General features: G+C 58.0%; 14 protein-coding genes. 9 read left to right on the plus strand and 5 right to left on the minus strand.

All coding sequences use genetic code 11. The annotated features are described in order from the left end of the window. The first annotated feature begins 217 nt into the window (after positions 1-217). Positions 218-1,840 carry a recombinase family protein gene (locus AC5YUO_RS21445; protein WP_496155105.1) on the plus strand — a complete coding sequence of 541 codons (1,623 nt, stop codon included), beginning with the start codon at positions 218-220 and terminating at the stop codon, positions 1,838-1,840. Positions 1,841-1,997: 157 nt separating this feature from the next. Next, on the plus strand, positions 1,998-2,282 hold the full coding sequence (locus AC5YUO_RS21450; RefSeq protein WP_496155106.1) for a type II toxin-antitoxin system TacA family antitoxin: 285 nt from the start codon (positions 1,998-2,000) through the stop codon (positions 2,280-2,282). Positions 2,283-2,327: 45 nt separating this feature from the next. On the opposite strand, the gene AC5YUO_RS21455 is transcribed toward AC5YUO_RS21450, so the two are convergent. From AC5YUO_RS21455 to AC5YUO_RS21470, 4 genes are all read right to left on the minus strand, one after another. After that, a complete protein-coding gene (locus AC5YUO_RS21455; protein ID WP_496155107.1) occupies positions 2,328-4,280 on the minus strand; it encodes a recombinase family protein in 1,953 nt (650 codons plus the stop codon). Positions 4,281-4,415: 135 nt separating this feature from the next. Next, a complete protein-coding gene (locus AC5YUO_RS21460; protein WP_496155108.1) occupies positions 4,416-4,862 on the minus strand; it encodes a recombinase family protein in 447 nt (148 codons plus the stop codon). A gap of 110 nt (positions 4,863-4,972) precedes the next feature. Beyond that, on the minus strand, positions 4,973-5,461 hold the full coding sequence (locus tag AC5YUO_RS21465) for a hypothetical protein (RefSeq protein WP_111814751.1): 489 nt from the start codon (positions 5,459-5,461) through the stop codon (positions 4,973-4,975). 623 nt (positions 5,462-6,084) lie between these two features. Then, positions 6,085-6,420 (minus strand): hypothetical protein, encoded by a 336-nt coding sequence (locus AC5YUO_RS21470; RefSeq protein WP_496155109.1) that lies wholly within the window; start codon positions 6,418-6,420, stop codon positions 6,085-6,087. A gap of 850 nt (positions 6,421-7,270) precedes the next feature. Here AC5YUO_RS21470 and AC5YUO_RS21475 point away from each other — a divergent pair. From AC5YUO_RS21475 to AC5YUO_RS21500, 6 genes are all read left to right on the plus strand, one after another. After that, a complete protein-coding gene (locus tag AC5YUO_RS21475; RefSeq protein ID WP_496155110.1) occupies positions 7,271-8,443 on the plus strand; it encodes a hypothetical protein in 1,173 nt (390 codons plus the stop codon). A 332-nt stretch (positions 8,444-8,775) separates the two neighbouring features. Next, a complete protein-coding gene (locus AC5YUO_RS21480; protein ID WP_496155111.1) occupies positions 8,776-9,843 on the plus strand; it encodes a hypothetical protein in 1,068 nt (355 codons plus the stop codon). A 116-nt stretch (positions 9,844-9,959) separates the two neighbouring features. Then, entirely contained in the window at positions 9,960-10,502 is a 543-nt protein-coding gene (locus AC5YUO_RS21485; protein ID WP_496155112.1) for a hypothetical protein, read from the plus strand. Further along, on the plus strand, positions 10,495-12,465 hold the full coding sequence (locus tag AC5YUO_RS21490) for an AAA family ATPase (protein WP_496155113.1): 1,971 nt from the start codon (positions 10,495-10,497) through the stop codon (positions 12,463-12,465). The genes AC5YUO_RS21485 and AC5YUO_RS21490 overlap by 8 nt, the downstream gene beginning before the upstream one ends. Next, positions 12,462-13,235: an ATP-dependent metallopeptidase FtsH/Yme1/Tma family protein gene (locus tag AC5YUO_RS21495; protein ID WP_496155114.1), complete on the plus strand. Its 774-nt coding sequence runs from the start codon at positions 12,462-12,464 to the stop codon at positions 13,233-13,235. Before AC5YUO_RS21490 ends, AC5YUO_RS21495 begins: the two co-directional genes overlap by 4 nt. Positions 13,236-13,475: 240 nt before the next feature. Next, positions 13,476-15,167 carry a flagellin N-terminal helical domain-containing protein gene (locus tag AC5YUO_RS21500; protein WP_496155115.1) on the plus strand — a complete coding sequence of 564 codons (1,692 nt, stop codon included), beginning with the start codon at positions 13,476-13,478 and terminating at the stop codon, positions 15,165-15,167. 245 nt (positions 15,168-15,412) lie between these two features. Here AC5YUO_RS21500 and AC5YUO_RS21505 read toward each other — a convergent pair whose 3' ends face one another. Then, positions 15,413-16,120 (minus strand): helix-turn-helix domain-containing protein, encoded by a 708-nt coding sequence (locus AC5YUO_RS21505; RefSeq protein WP_496155116.1) that lies wholly within the window; start codon positions 16,118-16,120, stop codon positions 15,413-15,415. Between the two features lie 98 nt (positions 16,121-16,218). Here AC5YUO_RS21505 and AC5YUO_RS21510 point away from each other — a divergent pair, with 98 nt between their 5' ends. Beyond that, on the plus strand, positions 16,219-16,458 hold the full coding sequence (locus tag AC5YUO_RS21510; RefSeq protein ID WP_496155117.1) for a helix-turn-helix domain-containing protein: 240 nt from the start codon (positions 16,219-16,221) through the stop codon (positions 16,456-16,458). The last annotated feature ends 96 nt before the right edge of the window (positions 16,459-16,554 follow it).

Raw genomic sequence — 16,554 nt, forward strand, 5'->3', positions numbered from 1 at the left:
ATTCGATATATGCATTCATGACACAAAGCTTGCCTTTTCATGCACTTATACTGTTTTGTGTACCGGTCCCCGGTTCGATTCCGTTCAATAGCCTCGATATTTCCTTCACGCACCACAGATGGTCGATTGACGGCGTCACGGCACGGGAAGATGATGCTGTTGCGCCTTTTGCGTGGTGCAGGTAGTACATCTTCCTCCTGCTTATCCTCTGGATAATGTGACGCACAACTTCTCTTTGGCCTTGGTTGCTGGCAAGGGGCGTTCCCCTTTTGAAATGCCAGGAATGCCAATGCCAAACGTTGCCCTCTATGCCCGATACTCCTCCGATCTCCAGAGCTCGCAGTCGATTGACGATCAATTCAACCTTTGCCGCCAATTCGCAGAACGTCAGGGGTGGAGGGTCGTTCAATACTATCGCGATGAAGCCATCTCCGGCGCCAGCATCCGCGGCAGGGACGGAATTGCCCGGTTGCTGGATGATGCGCGGGCAGGGCTGTTCGACATTTTGTGCGCTGAGGCGCTCGACCGAATTTCCCGCGACCAGGAGGACATGGCTCATATTTACAAGGCGCTTCGATTTCGGGGAATTGCCCTGCATACGGTGACCGAAGGATTGACCGATGAGATGCATATCGGCCTCAAGGGCACGATGAATGCGCTGTTCCTCAAGGATCTGGCCGAGAAGACGAAGCGCGGCCAACGCGGACGGATCGAGAAAGGACGTTCGGGCGGAGGTCTCGCCTACGGCTATGACGTATCCAATGATGGTGAAGGCGGTGCCGGAGGCCGCTGCATTAACGAGCAGCAGGCGATTATCGTCCGTCGCATCTTTGTAGCCTTTGCCAAGGGAGAGACGCCCAATGCTATTGCGGCTGCGCTGAACCGGGAAACCGTTCAGGGGCCGGGCGGACATTCCTGGGGTGCCACTACCATTCGAGGGCATCGGGCGAGGGGGACCGGTATTCTCAACAACGCCCTTTATCGCGGAGAGCTTGTCTGGAACCGCCAGCGCTTCATCAAAGATCCAGTCACCGGAAAGCGTCAGATACGCCTTAACCCAGAGACCGAATGGGTCAGACAGCATGTTCCCCATCTGCGGATTATCGACGAAGGCTTATGGCTGGCGGTGAAGGACCGGCAACAGGAGGCGGAACGGCGTCATGGAGGTGTTCGTGACGGTGTCTGGAAATCCAGAGAGGCTCAAGCTCTTGGCCTCAGACCAGCTTCCTCGAAGCTATATCGTCTCCTGACCTGTGGGCAATGCGGTGGCGAGTTCTGTAACGTGGGGAGGGATCGTTACGGCTGTGCGGAGCATTACCGGCGAAAGACCTGTGGCAATGGCAAGACGGTCCAGCGAAGAGTGATGGAAGCAGCGGTCAGAGATACTCTTGCCGAGACTGCCATGTTGATCACCCATCACGCGGACGCGTTGGCTGCCGACGAGCAGGTGAATACCGATGAGCAGAGCCGCCAGATGCAAAAGGATCGGTTGCAGCTTGAGAAGATAGGTCGACGGCTTCAAGGCTTGATGTCCGCCATCGAGGACGGGCTATATACGGCAACCTTGAAGACGCGCTTTCAGCAGCTCGAGGATCAAGCCGAAAGCCTGCGAGTGAGATTGCAGGTCAGTGGGCGGATACTGGCGCCTGCAAAACGAGAAGCAGGACACAAGTGGAGCGAATTGCGAACTCTGATTGCCAGATTGCAAGCGAGCGACACCGAGTATGATGTCCTGCAGTTCAAGCGGATAGTCGGAACGATCAACGTCATTCCCGGAACGGCTCGCAGTACTTGCAGGTTCTCGCCGGCGTGGCAGCTGTTCAAGCCCACTCGCAAGTAAGCTTGGCGGTACATGTTCCAATCTCAGCTTGCAGAGAGGGAGGGATTCGAACTCCTACCTTCAAACGTCTGCACTCTCGTGTACCCAAAACGGTAGTCAGACGAAGTTGTCATGCTGTAGGAAGGAAGAACGTGATGGTCGTAATCGGGTACATCGCTTGGAAGAGACAAAAGACATTATAACGATACGCCTTTCGGAAGCGGATGCCGCAGTGGTTAAGCGTGCAGCCGAGCAATGTGGTCATTCGCCGGCAGAGTTTGCCCATACCTCCATTCTACGATTCGCAGACGACGTGATAAATGGGCGTTTGATTGTCATGACGCCGGAGGGGTTTTCGGATTTTTGCTTGGCTTTATCTGAACCGGCTGCATCGGTTCCGGAAATGGTCGAATTGATAAATCGGCCAGCGCCTTGGGAACGAGGACAGACTGCCGATAAGTGATTGGACTTCACTGGTTGCTCGCCCCCTGGTTTGAAGGCGAGGTAGCTATGCCCATGTTGCAAAAAGTTCGCCTTGCGGAATGACGATATCCTTGGAAGTCATTGTTAAATAATCTGAAATTGCGCGATTTAAACCTGCAACCATCTTTACTTGCTTGGAGCGCAAGTAAAGATGAAAGCTCGCCCCCGCAACCACTGAGACTTGAATATTTTGCCATTCAAGTCGCTTCATAGAAAGCTCCTCCGCGTAAGCGTCGAGGAGCTTTTTTTGTTTCTGCTCCGTGTCCAGCTCGCCGGCGCGAAGCTTCTCCAGATAATCGTGCTGCTTCAGTGCCTCGAACTGCTTCTCCAGGATCGTTGCGGCTTCCATCGCAGCCAGGATCGAGGCGATGCGGCCGTGGACTTCGAGTGATGCCGGCTGATGACCCGGGGTCTTGCCGATCACGACCTTCTGGATGAACTGACGCACGATGTTGATGAACGGCTGCTTCGTTTCCGTGTCGGCGTGCTCGCGGATGTAATAGAAGGCGGAGTTGATGATCCGCTCTACGGCCTCGGGACTGACCTGCGCCTTCAGCTTCCTGATCTTCTCCCCGAAATCTTCCTCCGCCGGCGCCTGCTTCAGGCGCGCCTCGAGGCCGGCACGGCGTTCCTCAAGCGTGTCGAGCATATCGTCGAGGGCGGCAAGGCGCGGCCGGCCCTCGGTTGCGCGATCGCTGATCTGCTGGATGATCTGGCGCTGTTCCTGTTCGGCAGCCTTCAACTCCCCGGAAATGCGCTGGCGCTCGTCCGGTTCCTTCTTCATCGAGGCCGCAAGGTTCTGGCGGGCCTGTCCGGCGACATCGTCGAATACTCCCATCCCGAAAAAGGCGGCGGGGAGGCAGGACAGCACCCGGTCCTCCAGGTTCTTGCGGAGAATAGTCTTCTGGTTGGAGCAGCAGGCGCCGTCGAGTCCGTCGATCGGCAGCTTGTTCTTGTGGTTCGAGCAGCCGTAACGCTCCTTGGCCATGATGGCGTAGGATCCGCCGCACTCTGCGCATTCCAGCATTCCGCTCAGCAGGTAGCTCGGCCGATGTGTCCTGTTCAGCCGATTGGTGGTCGTGCGGGAGAAGTTCTCGAGCGTCGCCAGTTGCCTTTCTTTTACGCGCGCCCAGAGTTCGTCGCTGATGATGCGCATGGACGGCACTTCCGTCACGACCCATTCGCTTTTGTCGTTGAGGCGGGCGGTGCGCCGTTCGGTCTCGGGGTTCTTGCGGTAATTCTGCTTGTTCCAGACGATCCGGCCGACATAGAGCTCGTTGTGAAGAATGCCGGCCTGCCGCTTGCCGTCACCACGGATCGTGTCGTCGCGCCAGTACTTGTGCTGCGGTGCAGGGATATGGCGCGCATTGAGGCTCGCGGCGATCGCCGCGGGACTGACGCCATTTGCATATTGCTCGAAGATCCAGCGCACGATCTCTGCCTTGGCCGGGTCGATCTCGCGCAGGCCCTTGATCCGGTCGCCGTTGGCGTCGCGCTGCTGGCCGATGCGGTAGCCATAGGAGAGGCGGGTCGTTGCAGTGCCCTTGCGCGCCGCTGTCTTCATGCCTTCTCGTGTGCGGAAGCGACCTTGCTCGACCAGTTCGTGACTGAGCGTGGAGCGCATATGCAGTTCGATATGACTGATCTCCTGCCCGGCCTGGACCGTCCAGATCGCCGTGTCGTGGTAGTTGAGTTCCTTGAGGATTTTTGAGCTGTGCTCGACGTCACGCGACAGCCGGTCGACGGTGACACAGAGCACGACATCAATCCGCTCGCGCTTTACATGCGCCAGTAGTTGCTGGATGCCGGGACGCGATGTGAAGGAGGTTCCGCTGATTGCGGAGTCGGCATAGGTCTCGACCAGCTTCCAGCCCCTGTCGGCGACAAACGTCTTGCCGAGTTCGATCTGCGTTTCGATCGACACTTCGTTCTGGCGGTCGGTGGAGTAGCGGGCGTAGAACAATACAGTCTTGGTCATCGGGTCTCTCGTATCGAGATGAAATTGGGGACATGGTAACCGGCGGCGCGGGACCTGGGAGCCCCAGGCGCCGCCAGGCACTCATGGTCCGGCATGAGCGAGCGCCGACGGCAATTATTGCCGCCGGCGCTTCTTCTATTGGGCGGCAGACTGACGATCATCGATCTCCTCGAGACGGACCAAATAGCGGCTCTGTTCTTCCATCTCACGATCGAGAAGCGCACGAATAGCCGAACCCAGGTCCGTCACCGGCGTGTCTCCGGCCATGGTCTGGAGCTCCACGCCGTGATCGAGGAGCTCCTTGTAAATCTCTGAGCTGCGCCCGACGTCGCGCGACAGACGATCCATGGAGATGCAGACAACCACGTCGATCTCTCCTTCCGAAGCGCGCTTGAGCAACGCCCGGAGACCGGGGCGCGTCTTGTGGGTCGTGCCGCCGCCCATATGGTCGGTGAACACGTCCACGAGCTTCCAACCCTGCTTGCGTATGAATTCCTTGCCGAGTTCGATCTGTGTTTCGATCGACACTTCATGCTGAGGGGCAGTCGCGCAATGCGCGTAGAACAGTACTGTCTTAGTCATGTTCTTCTCTTCATTCGAGAGGAATTTGGGGAACATGGTAGCCGGCGCCACGGGGCTTGAGAGCCCCCCGCCCGGCTGCCAGGCCATCATGGCCCGGCATTCGGGGCGGGTTAGCGCGTCAGGAAATCCGTCGCCAGCCAGTGGGCGGTGGCTTCCATCTGGGCGATATACTCGGGCAGGAGACCCTCCAGCGTGCCAGCGGTGGGTTTGCCGACGCTGTAGATGATATCGCAGACACGCACTGCATTACGGATGCGCATCGCTGCAATGGCGAATGCGTAAACGATGGCCGGCGTGCCGTGCACACTCGGATGGCGAGCCGTGAGCATGAGGGTCACGCTATGACCTGCGCCGACAACCAGCTTCTGTTTGGGTGCCTTGCGTGACAGACCCACCGTCTTTGCGGCGATGGTCATATAGACCGGCTGTGCAAGGACATGACGGCCATCGATCAGGGATGCCGGCGCCTTGTTGAAGACGCCGGAGAGGCGATCGAGGAGGCCGCAGTGCTCGCGGATGAATTCCAGAATGTCCTGGCGATCGCCTTCAGACTGGAAGAGCGTGAAGGTATCGTTCTTGTGGTGTGGCGTACGCGACATGGTTGGTCCTTTCTCTCGCGGTTCGTCGTCTTCGACGACGGACCGCGCGAAGAACTTCCTCGCGCATGCGGCCGGTGCAGATTCCGAGACCGGAATCGTCCTTGCACTCGATGTCCCGGGACGGCTGGATCGTGGCGCCGTCGACATGGAAAACGTGAACCATGGGCGCCTCCTTTCCGTTGCAGGCTGGCCTGTTGAACACTTGTCGGCGCCAATAGCGCACAAAGCCCGGCACTTCTCAAGTGCCTTTATCTGTATGGCTTTCGACGCCAGTTTGCCGAAAATTACCGGAATTCCCGAAATGGCACGGCCAGAATCGTTGATCTGCGGGGAAGCGCCATCAGCGACCCAAACGGCGGTAAGTCATTGTTAGGCATAGAGTTATGAAAACTGTGGCTGATCTGCAACACACTTGTTCCCGTGACCTCTTCGCCAGTCGTGGATCACGCGTCGGCCCGCGTCCCCTGTGAATATGCTCGAAACATTCGATTCAGGACAAACGGCGTTTAACCGAGTAATGGGGGGAGGTGTCGTAGAGATTGCAAACGCCGTTAGGCGTTGCCATGACAGCGTTGGGATGACCAAGGGGCAGGAACCGCAGTTGGCAGTACGGACGCAGCCGGTCAGTCAGCCTCGTCGGCACCGTCAGGATAAAGCAGATGGGGCTTGCGGCGGAAGGGCCAGTCGCCATCTGCGTACTTCTCGACGAGCTCATCGACGACGGTGCGGGACGCGCGTTCATCGAAACCCTGCCGAACGAGCATCTCGATGACGAGAGACCGAAAGGCTTCCAGCGCGTCGTGGCTCCCTTTCGCTACCATGCTCGAAATCGACATGAACAGCGCCGTGCGGGCCACATCGTCGCGTCCGGGGCGCTTGGCCTTTCGGTCGGCATCGCGCAGCTTCTGCTGTCGCTCGCGCTGTTTGCTGTTGCGGATCTCCTCGGACTTCGCTGGCATGCATTCTTCCCCGTCAGGTCTCCGGCTACCGTTGCCAGACCGTTGTCACTGCTGCAACGCCGTTTGCATGGAATCGGAAATCCCGGTTTATGAATCGTTTTTTTTGGGTTCTGAATCAAATGAGCGCAATTTGAGATCAATTGCGGGCACGTTGAGACAGGTCAAGATAAGCTGGCGAGGGACAAACGGAGGTCGTGAATCAAATGACCAGCGTTCGGAATCAAAAATATCGGACCTTGAATCAAATGATCGCAATTTGTCTCGACGTGTGGGCACGTTGAAACGACCTGTGGGCAAGGTGACGGAAATCGTCTAGGGCTTCGTGTCGCGCTTGCGCCTGCCGGACCATCTCCCTTCCGGCCTATGAGGCTGTGAGCCGAAACCTTCCCGTTTGGTTCATCCGCGAAGCTGCATGTCATATGTCCCAACCGTTTGCGCGGAACGTGCCGTCTTCGGGTGGAAATCGAGCATCGCTCTCAGACGGCGAGACGCTGGCTTTGTGTTTACTTCGTCGCGTGTTTGGGTGACGGCCAAACTACTTCGTGAAGGGCTTAAATGGGGGATGTCGGGTGTCCATCTCCGGATTCTGGATTTTGTCGTGAAATAATGTCAATCAAATTTGAAGTGAAAAATTTTTATAAATATCGTATATCTCGATATTAAATGATTAATGTGTCGTTTATATTCAAATATAATCGCTAAAAACTGCAGAAAAATAAAGATTATAATCGAATATATACTATAATTATATTTTACTTGAATTTGCAATACATCAGTATTGGCGCGATCATATAGTCATCCGATGCATTGTTCGTCGGATACATTGTAAACGCGTCACACGGAGACTTCCATGCGCACAAAGGCCACCAAGACGACCACGACTGCCGCCTATTCCTACGAAGATAACGGTATCGGGCACTCGATGCGCGAACAGCTCGAAACGAGCGCGGCCCATATCTTCGACCTTGGGCGTCGCACGACCGAGCAGACTTTCGAACTCGGCGATCATCTGGCCCAAGCTGCAGACCTGCTGGCCGATGGCCGGTTCGACAATTGGGTGAAGATGCGCTGCGGTCTCGCACCGCGCAGCGGTCGCAACTATATGGCAGTGTTCCGCAACCTCGGCCATGTTCGTGATGAACTGGTCGATCTCTCGGTCGGGGCAACAGCGCTGTTCCATCTGAGTTCGGCAACGACCGACCAGATCACGGCGGCCATTGCCTTCGCCGAGGAGAACGGGCGTCTGCAGATCGCCGACGTGAAGGCCATTCTCGCTAGCGGCGAGGAAGGTAACGACAAGGCCGGGAAGGACGATCAGTTCTCGACCGGCGGTGTTGGCGGACTGAAAGTGATGATTGCGGCCAAGATCCGCGATGGATTGAAGGCGTTCCTCGCCCATGTCGCCGCAATCTGCAAGGCCGTCGAGGCTGCGCTGGCGAGAAGCCGCGTGATCAAGGAAGCGCTGGCGAAGGAAATCCAGGACATCGCCCGTGTCGCCCGTCAGGAGCTCGAAAACCTGGCCTTGTTCATCGAGCCGGAGCTCGATTATGGCCGCAACACCAAGCCAACGAAGTTCCCCAAAAAGACCGGCTGGGCCGAGGTTAACGACACGCTCTACACATTGGGGGGTGTCGATGGCTGGCCGAAGTCGAAAGACATGCGTGACTGGCTTGCGCTGCATGTGCTTCCGGTGCTCGGCTGGGCGGTGTCCAAAGAGCGGAAGCCGGAATGGCCGCTTGCGGTGCCAACTGCTCCGGCTTTCGAACCGGCGGTTCCGGCGGAAGCGGACAGCGTCGGTGATCGCCACGATGCCGAGCCGGTCATGTCGGACGAGGTCTCTGATGATGCCGATGTCCCGGATGAGGCGATCGACCGCTTTGGTGCTGCGCTCGAGGAGGCGACCGGCGGCTTCATGACGGTCAGCCGGGAGGCGGCGCGAAACCGCAGGCAGTTTGCCAAGGTGCCGGCGCTTGCCGATGACAACGTCGCCGAGGCTGAACTCGTACCCGCCGTCACGCCGTAAGATGCAGTTTGCACGAGGGCCGGGCGACCGGCCTTCCCGCCAAACTCGAAAGGGCCGCATGTCGGCCCTTTTCTTTTTGCCTGATGATGGCGAGTGAAACGCTGAGGTCGACCGTTGTGATCACGGGGTGCGTTCGTCGGCCCGGACTTCGTGAGCCCGCCGTTAACTATGTACCGGCTTTGTTCTTTTTTTGCGCTTCCGGGTCCTTGAGCCCGGCTCCCGGTCCTGCCAGGTTGGGGTCGTTCGGAAGACCGGACACAAAACGGCCCAAGCCGATGCTGGTAACATCGACAAGGGCCTGACCCTCAGCCTTCGTGAAAAGGAATCGGGCTATGACCACGTTTACCTCTATGACCCCCACAGGGAAAGTTCTCCGTTCGACCGCAGCAGCGGCATCTGTCTTCTTCCACCGTCCGTCCGTTTCCGGCGCCCGGACCGGCCTTGGCGAGCCGCCCGCGCTGCGTCGCCATCCGCACATCGTTCGCTTCCGTGACGTCGAGGCCGATCTCGATCTGCTGATCGATCGCGCCATTGCGGCCATCGCCGACGGCGAGCCGGTCGAGGACGAAATCCTCGGCCACTACGTTCACATCGCCTCGCTCGTCCGCGCCGTCTCTTTCCGCGAAGGCAAACTCCTGGAGCAGGCGGTCGAGCGTCTGGCGAAGGCCAACCCCAACATCGTTGTCTTGACGCAGTCGCTGAAGTTGCCTCTGGTCAAGGCGGCGCTCGAAGCTGTCTCCGGAAACGACTGGTTGAGCCTCGACGGGATCAAGCTTGACTGCGAGGCACCGGCCAAGGGATCGTATACGCCGGACTTGATCCTTGTGAATCGCGCCCGGCACACTGCCTACATCCTCGACCTGAAGCGTTCGCTCGCTTCTTACGGCGACACCAGCCGTCTCGAAGAGCTGAAGCTGAAGATGATGGCCTCGGCAATGGTGCTGCCGGACTGGCTCTATAAAAACCAGAAGCGCCTGATGGTCGATACGGTCGAAGTTGCAATCGTCGATGGCGCCAGCCGCCCGAGCGATCATGCCAACGGCATCTGGGCTCTGTCGGAGATCGACGACCTGCTCGAGATCGACGGAGTTGCGGCCTGCATGGCAGAACTGCGTCTGCGCTTCGGCCGCCGTGTGCAGCAGCTTCTTGAGACTGAGGCCCGCAAGGCCCTTGGTGTCATGGCGGTGGCCGTGTCGGATGCGACGTGCTCCTCTACCGGGACCGGAAAGCCGCTGATTGCGCTGAACGGTTCGTCTCGCGCTTACGAGGAAGAGCAGGCGATGGCCCCGCCGGACGAGGACGATGGTCATTACGATCTCGGCTGCTTCGACGATCAGGACGACGAGCCCGAACCGGTTCGTATCCGGGTCGGCTTCGCCCGCCGTCCGCGCCGGCACTGACGAGCCGCCAGCCCAACGGCACTAGCCGCGGTCGCGCCTGAAGCGCGTGGCCGGCTTCTCCAGTCCTTTCCATTCCACGAACGCCGGATGCGATGTGCTCCGGCGAGGAGACAGTCATGTCCATCGATAACCACAGCCCGTCTGTGGCCGGCTTCCGTTGCGAAGCGGTCACGACCGATACCATCGCGTCGCCCTGCCTTCACGGCAGGCTCGCGAATATCCCTCCTGTACACTCCGATGATGTGGATCACGGTTCGAGCGATCGCGACGACCCCGCCGTTCTGATCGGCCTGGCGCTTGCCTTCGTCCGGCAAGATCGTTCGTTAGACGGCCTTGTTCCGGAGCCTCTGATGCTGCGGTTGCGTGCTACTGCCGACGGCGGCGATGCGGTATGCCGCCTGCTGCTCGACTGGCTGCGGAGCCGCAACCGGCATCTCGATCGGTCCCGGAGCGAACACCTGAGCCTGTCTGTCTCGACCGGTTCGTCGGCTGACGCGCATCCGCCGCGTCGTTCGCCGCGCGAGCGTGTGTTGGCGCGGATCCCGAAGCCCGGTGTCATTGACGGGCGACGGCGTGGTCGGGCGCGTCGGCGCGATCCGGTGCAGAACGCCCAAACGGCAATTATTGCCGCGGAGACGGGAGGTCGGATTGATGGATAAGCTCGCCCGGCTGTTTATCCGCCGCCTCCGTCATCTTGCCCGCCGCGAGGCGCGCCGGATCGCTCTGCGCAACGGTCTGCTGGAAAGCAAGATCGTCGATGTCGATGGTCATCTCACCTGCCGCTTTAGCCCGGCGTTCGACACGACACGACTGAGTGGCGATCCGATCCGTGACGATACCTGGTTCCGGCGGAATTTTGGTGACTGGCTTATCCCACCGAAGGAAACCGGCAATCCGACGGCCGGCTCTGGTGGCGATGGTGTCGTGACCGCAGGGATCGTTCATCCGCCGCTCGCCTCGCAACTCGTGGCCCTCCCTCGGGCGCGTCACGGCGCAATCGCGCAAGACGGAGTGCTGGGCAACGGAGTTGATCGGCGTACCTACGCCGTCGGCGTGGTGGATCGGGCAACAGCTATGCCACTGGTCAGTCACATCGTGTCCGCCCTGGTTCTGGCGCGCGCGGTGCAAAGGAGCGGACGGTCGCTTCGGGAGATCGTTTATACGCTGACCCGTGTGACACCGGTCGTCACCCTCCATGCGCCACTTGCGGGCTTCGAGCGGGAGGTGCTGCGGCTCCTTGAAAAATCCCGGCTGGTGCCCGGCGGCCCGTTCGCAATCATCGAGTCGGATCACATGTTCAATGACGATCACTTCGATGTCCTCGAAGCTGAGGCACGCCGGCGCCTAATGACCTTCTCGGGCGCGGGCGTGCATCGTGTCACGGGCAATGCCCTGCGCCGGCGGATGCTCAGCGCGCTGTCGCGCGACTTATCCGTTCTTGCTATCGCGGAGAAGCGATCTGACATTCCCTCGCTGCTGCAGATCTCCGCCGACCTGTCGCTGGAAACGGGAAAGCTTGATCGCAGGTTTGTGGCCGATCTGGTCGAGGTGCTTTATCCGGACGTGGCAATCGAGACGCTTGGCCTGCCGTCGGATTCCGATGCACGCTGGCTGTCGCTCGAGGATCTGGTGCTTGCGTTTCGTCCCGGGCGACATGTTCGCGACGTACTGCATGTCCTTGCGGTGCTCATTGAGCGCAATCGCGGTGACTTCGAGGAAGAGGAGGGTGGTGGTGGTGACAAGGCATCAGGATCGGCATCGTCCAGCACGTCCACCGAGAAAACTTCAAAACCGGAAGAGAAGCCTAAGTCATCATCGAGTGAAGGCAACAGTGGCTGGAAGAAGGACAAGCCGTCCGGGGCCGAAGTGATCCAGCCGGAGCCAATGCCGACGGTGGGCGAGATCGGCCACAAGCCGCCAATGACCGTCGAGACCCTCTCCGGATATGGCAAGGCAAAGGACTGGGCGCTCGATCTCAAGGAAGATCTGGACAATTACCGCGCGAGTATCCTGGCTTGGTCGGAGATGAGCACCAAGCTTTTGCTCTCCGGCCCGCCCGGAACCGGCAAGACCACCTTTGCCCGGGCGCTGTGCAACAGCCTGCAGGTCCCGCTGGTTGTCACATCCGTATCGACCTGGCTGCAGGGCGGACATTTGAACGACGTGATCGACAGGATGAGCAAGACATTTGTCGAAGCGCGGGCCATGGCGCCGGCGATCCTGTTCGTCGACGAGATCGACGGCATCGGCAAAAGGCAGCCGGCCGAGCGGGAATATGCCGACTATTGGAATACCATCGTCAACAAGGCGCTGGAACTGCTCGATGGCGCGATCAAAAACGAAGGGCTGATTATCGTCGGTGCCACAAACCGGCCCGATCATATCGACGAGGCCATCAAGCGCTCCGGACGATTGGAGACCCATATCGAAATCCCCAGGCCAGATGTGCCGACGCTGGCCGAAATCCTGGCTCATCATCTCGGGGACGATGTGATGTCGCTGATCTCTGAGCCGGAAGCGGACGCCGATGCTGAAGCCGATGAAGGATTCTCGCTGAAGAGGATCGTTGCCGACTATCTGGAGGAAGACGCAGAAAGTGAACGGAAGGGAGCCAGCCGATGACAGAGCCGCACAACAGCAGAAGGGCGGAAATGCTGGCCGCCGCGCAAGAAGGCAACTCCGCCGATGCGATCCTCAGGCATCTCGCCACGCGGGCGATGGGGCTGACGGGTGCCGATATCGAGCGCATCGTCCGGGAGGCGCGATTGAAAGCGCGCCGCGGCAAGCGGGCGATCCGCTATGAGGACATCGAAGACGGCATCCGCGGCAATCGTCCGCCGGTGCCTTATAATCTGCGTTGGCGCTACGCCTTCCACGAGGCCGGACATGCAGTTGTCCATCATGCCCTCGATCTCGGACCTGTTCGCGGCCTCAATATCGATACCGGCGAGGGCGGCTACAATCTCGTCGGCTTCCACGTCTGGGCCACCGACACCCGCGACTGGTACGAAAACATGCTGACCATGCTCATGGCCGGGCGGGCTGCCGAGCAACTGGTGCTGAAACGTGTCTCGAGCGGTTCCGGTGGTACCGACGACAGTGATCTGGCGAGGGCTACGCGGCTTGCCTTTGACATGGAGCGCACCCTCGGCTTCGGAACCGAGCATCCGCTGCTCTATCGACCCCACCGCGATCCGGGTGCCGTGTTCGACCGTGATCCCGAGTTGGCGGCTCGGGTTCACGCCAGGCTGGAAACTGCAATCGATCGGGCGGTGGTGATCCTCAGGAGGCGCCGGCCGACATTCCATGCCCTCGCAAAGGCGCTGTTCGATGCCCAGGCAGTGGATGAAGTGGCAGTGCTGACAGTGCTCAATAGTGAGCTTGGGGTGTAGAAAAATAACCAGAGTTCAGACTGTGTTGAAACGACTCTACTTCGTTCCGCATTCCGATCGTCAGGTCGGATCAATCATAAGTGCATCGCATAATTTAGCTAGATTCCCCCGCGAATAGGGTAGTTTCCCCCTGTGCTTCCGCCACATTCGTTAACGCCGTCGGACCATGCTTGGACTGCGGAGTTTCCGCTTTTCGGTACATGATGATGCCGCACTAAAAAGATCCATTTCAGCGGCATCATGATGACGAGTATCCTGACGAACACATCAGCCATCGCGGCACTGGCCACCTTGCGAACCGTCAACGGCCAATTGAACCGGAACGAGAACGAGGTTTCCACCGGATACCGTGTTGCGACCGCTTCCGACAACGCCGCATACTGGTCCATATCCACCACCATGAAATCTGATGCCGGAGCCATGGCGGCCGTACAGGACTCCATGACCTTTGGAGCAGCCAAGCTCGATACTGCATATGCCGGCATCGAGGCCGCGATCGGCGTGGTGGATGCATTCAAGGCAAAGATCGTGGCGGCAATGGAAACCGGGCTCGACAGGACAAAGCTTCAAGGCGAACTGGAACAGCTCAAGCAGCAAGCGGTGTCGATCGCGGTGTCCGCGAGCTTCTCCGGTCAGAACTGGCTCAACACCAACATCGCTGACATTTATGATTCAGTCACGAGGAAGGAGTATCTGACCACCGGGTTCGTGCGGAGCGGCAATTCGGTAAGCGTCACGTCGACCGAGGTTGATCTCTCTGCAATCTCACTTTTCAATTCGACCGGAGGTGGGCTTCTCCAGAAGGATGACCGCAGCCTCGGCACCATCGGAGGCCTGCGCAACACCGATGCCTTCACCTATGGCGGCGGATCCATCCAGTCTTTTAGCTTTGATGGGCCACTTGTCTTCATCGACGATACAACCGCCATTACTTTCCAGATGGTGCTGGATGCCGACGATCCAGCGACGACAACATCGCCGGGAAGCGGAGCGACGGTCAATGTTACGCTCAACCGGACGCTGATGGATCAGGTCTACCCGACGCTCAACGGCGTGATCTCCTCCCGCGACCAGTTCGCCTGGGTGATGCGCGAGGCGATCATTCCCTTGGGAGCGCAGTTCGCGAGCCGAAGTGGCACGACCGACGGATACGCCCTCTTGTCTCGCGAGACATCGGGACTGACCGGTTCGTCGATCCAGGTTTTGAATGTCTCCTCCACGCTCACTGACGGAAAGACCGGCGGCCTTTCGGCAACCGGAACGAACTACGGCTCTCGCCCATCGGTGGTAAGCTACTGGGACGAGCCATTCAACGTCCACAGCACCGCCGAGATCTATGTGCCCGTCAGGGTGAACGGAACAACGACGACGGTCAAAATCGACAGAGAAGCCATCGACCACGCCCTCGGCACGACGACAGGCGACGTGACCTCCGCCGACGATCTTGTTCTCATTCTAAACACGCTCTTCACTGAGCAGAACGTAGGAATGACCGCCACGAACATGGGTGGATACATCATCTACGAAGTTGACGAGACGGTACATAAGGCTGCGGGCAGCAAGACTTCGCTTGGCATAGGTCCAGCCTATGACGGCTATGGTAACCTCGCGGATTTCGGTCTCCTTGATGTCGACATAACCACCGACGATGCCGACCTCGCCCGTTATCTCGATGGCATCGAAGCTATGCTCGGAAAGTTGTCGGATGCGGGTTCGGTTCTTGGCTCTCTTGAGAAAAGGAATGCTCTCCAACGGGATTTCCTCTCGACCCTTCTGGACTCCATAGACAGGGGCGTGTCTCGCCTGATCGACGCCGACGCGGAGGAAGCGTCAGCACGGATGAAAGCCTTGCAGACGCAACAGCAACTTGCGATCCAGTCTCTCCAGATCGCCAATTCGCAGCCGCAGACTCTTCTCAACTTGTTCCAATAAAACTGGCTTCAGGAGATTTGCGACAACTCCAGACGTTCGATCCCATAAACCATTGTTCTGGGATGAACATTGTATCGACCGGCAACATCCTAGACTGATGATCCCTAATCGATTGCGGCGCGAATTTCAAAACATTGCGCCGCGTTCAAGGCAGATGGCCGTCTTCGCTTTGCGAGGAAATCGCAGCGTAATTCAATTACCATTACAGGTTCGTGTGCGGCGGTCGATCTAACGAAAGACTGTTTTCAAGGTTTGTACACAATACGTCTGTCAACGCCTTCGACCACTATAATACTGGCGAGTTGGGCAAGATTTTTGGCGCCGAGTTTTCTTCGCATATTGTCGAGTCGATGTTCGATAGTACGGGGCGACAATTGCAGACGCGTAGCGATCTCTTTAGTGGTTTGTCCCTCCATTAGATATTGCAGAATACTCTCATTTATTCTGTCGAGCTTAATCGCGTGCGCTGACGTTCTCGCTATGAACCGCATATAGGTGCAAACGATCAGCCAAGACGGGGAAGCTACAGCTTTCTGGGGTAGAATGAGACGATCATATATTAACTTAACGCCATTCAATCTTGCATCTACGGTGTCAATAACCGGTTTTCTTTTTTCTCTCGCGGCTCGATATTGCGGTAAAATAGTATCTCTAAGGTAGGCCTGATCAGAAAAGTCTCCGAGACGTCCGTCGGCAAAGATTTGGTGGAGGTTGAGGTGAGGTCCTGCAATCTTTGAAGGACGTATCGTTTGCAAGAACCAGTCATCAGACTGCTGTGCACATATGTTGACTAGGGCAATACCAACTCGCCCGTTCAAACGATTCAAGACCCTGCCATAAACGTCGAATGGTTGTGGATTGTGAGCTTCAATCCAGAAATCAATCATTTGCTGGCAAATCGAGGCGAAAATCATCTGCTCGGCGCTTAAAGAAAAGGAAGGGCCTGCTTCCATCCGCAGGCATTCGTGCCTTCGTTAGCAGTTTTATTTGATATGGTCACTATAGTGACTGGAGGCTAGCAACATTTCCTTGTCGCTATGCATTTATGCGCATGGCAATGATTTTTGGACAAAACGTTAGACGTGTTCGCCAGGAACGCGGACTGACCTTGGAAGCATTGGCGGCCGAGGCGGAACTTGCATATAGCTACATGGGTGGAATTGAACGCGGTCAGCGCAATCCAACTTTATCTGTTGTCGAGCGGATCGCTAAGGTTCTGGATGTCGCTCCTGTCACTTTGTTGGTCATGTCCAGCCAGTGCAGTGATGGCACTTGGGATCCGATTGAATAAGGTAAGTTCTTGATTTGCAAGTTAGATATGAACCGTGATTAGCTCCGTCGTCCTTTCGATGGGCTGCGTGTCGGTTTGGATTGAACATCCATCTGG

The organism is Agrobacterium sp. LEGMi-208b (assembly GCF_059511785.1).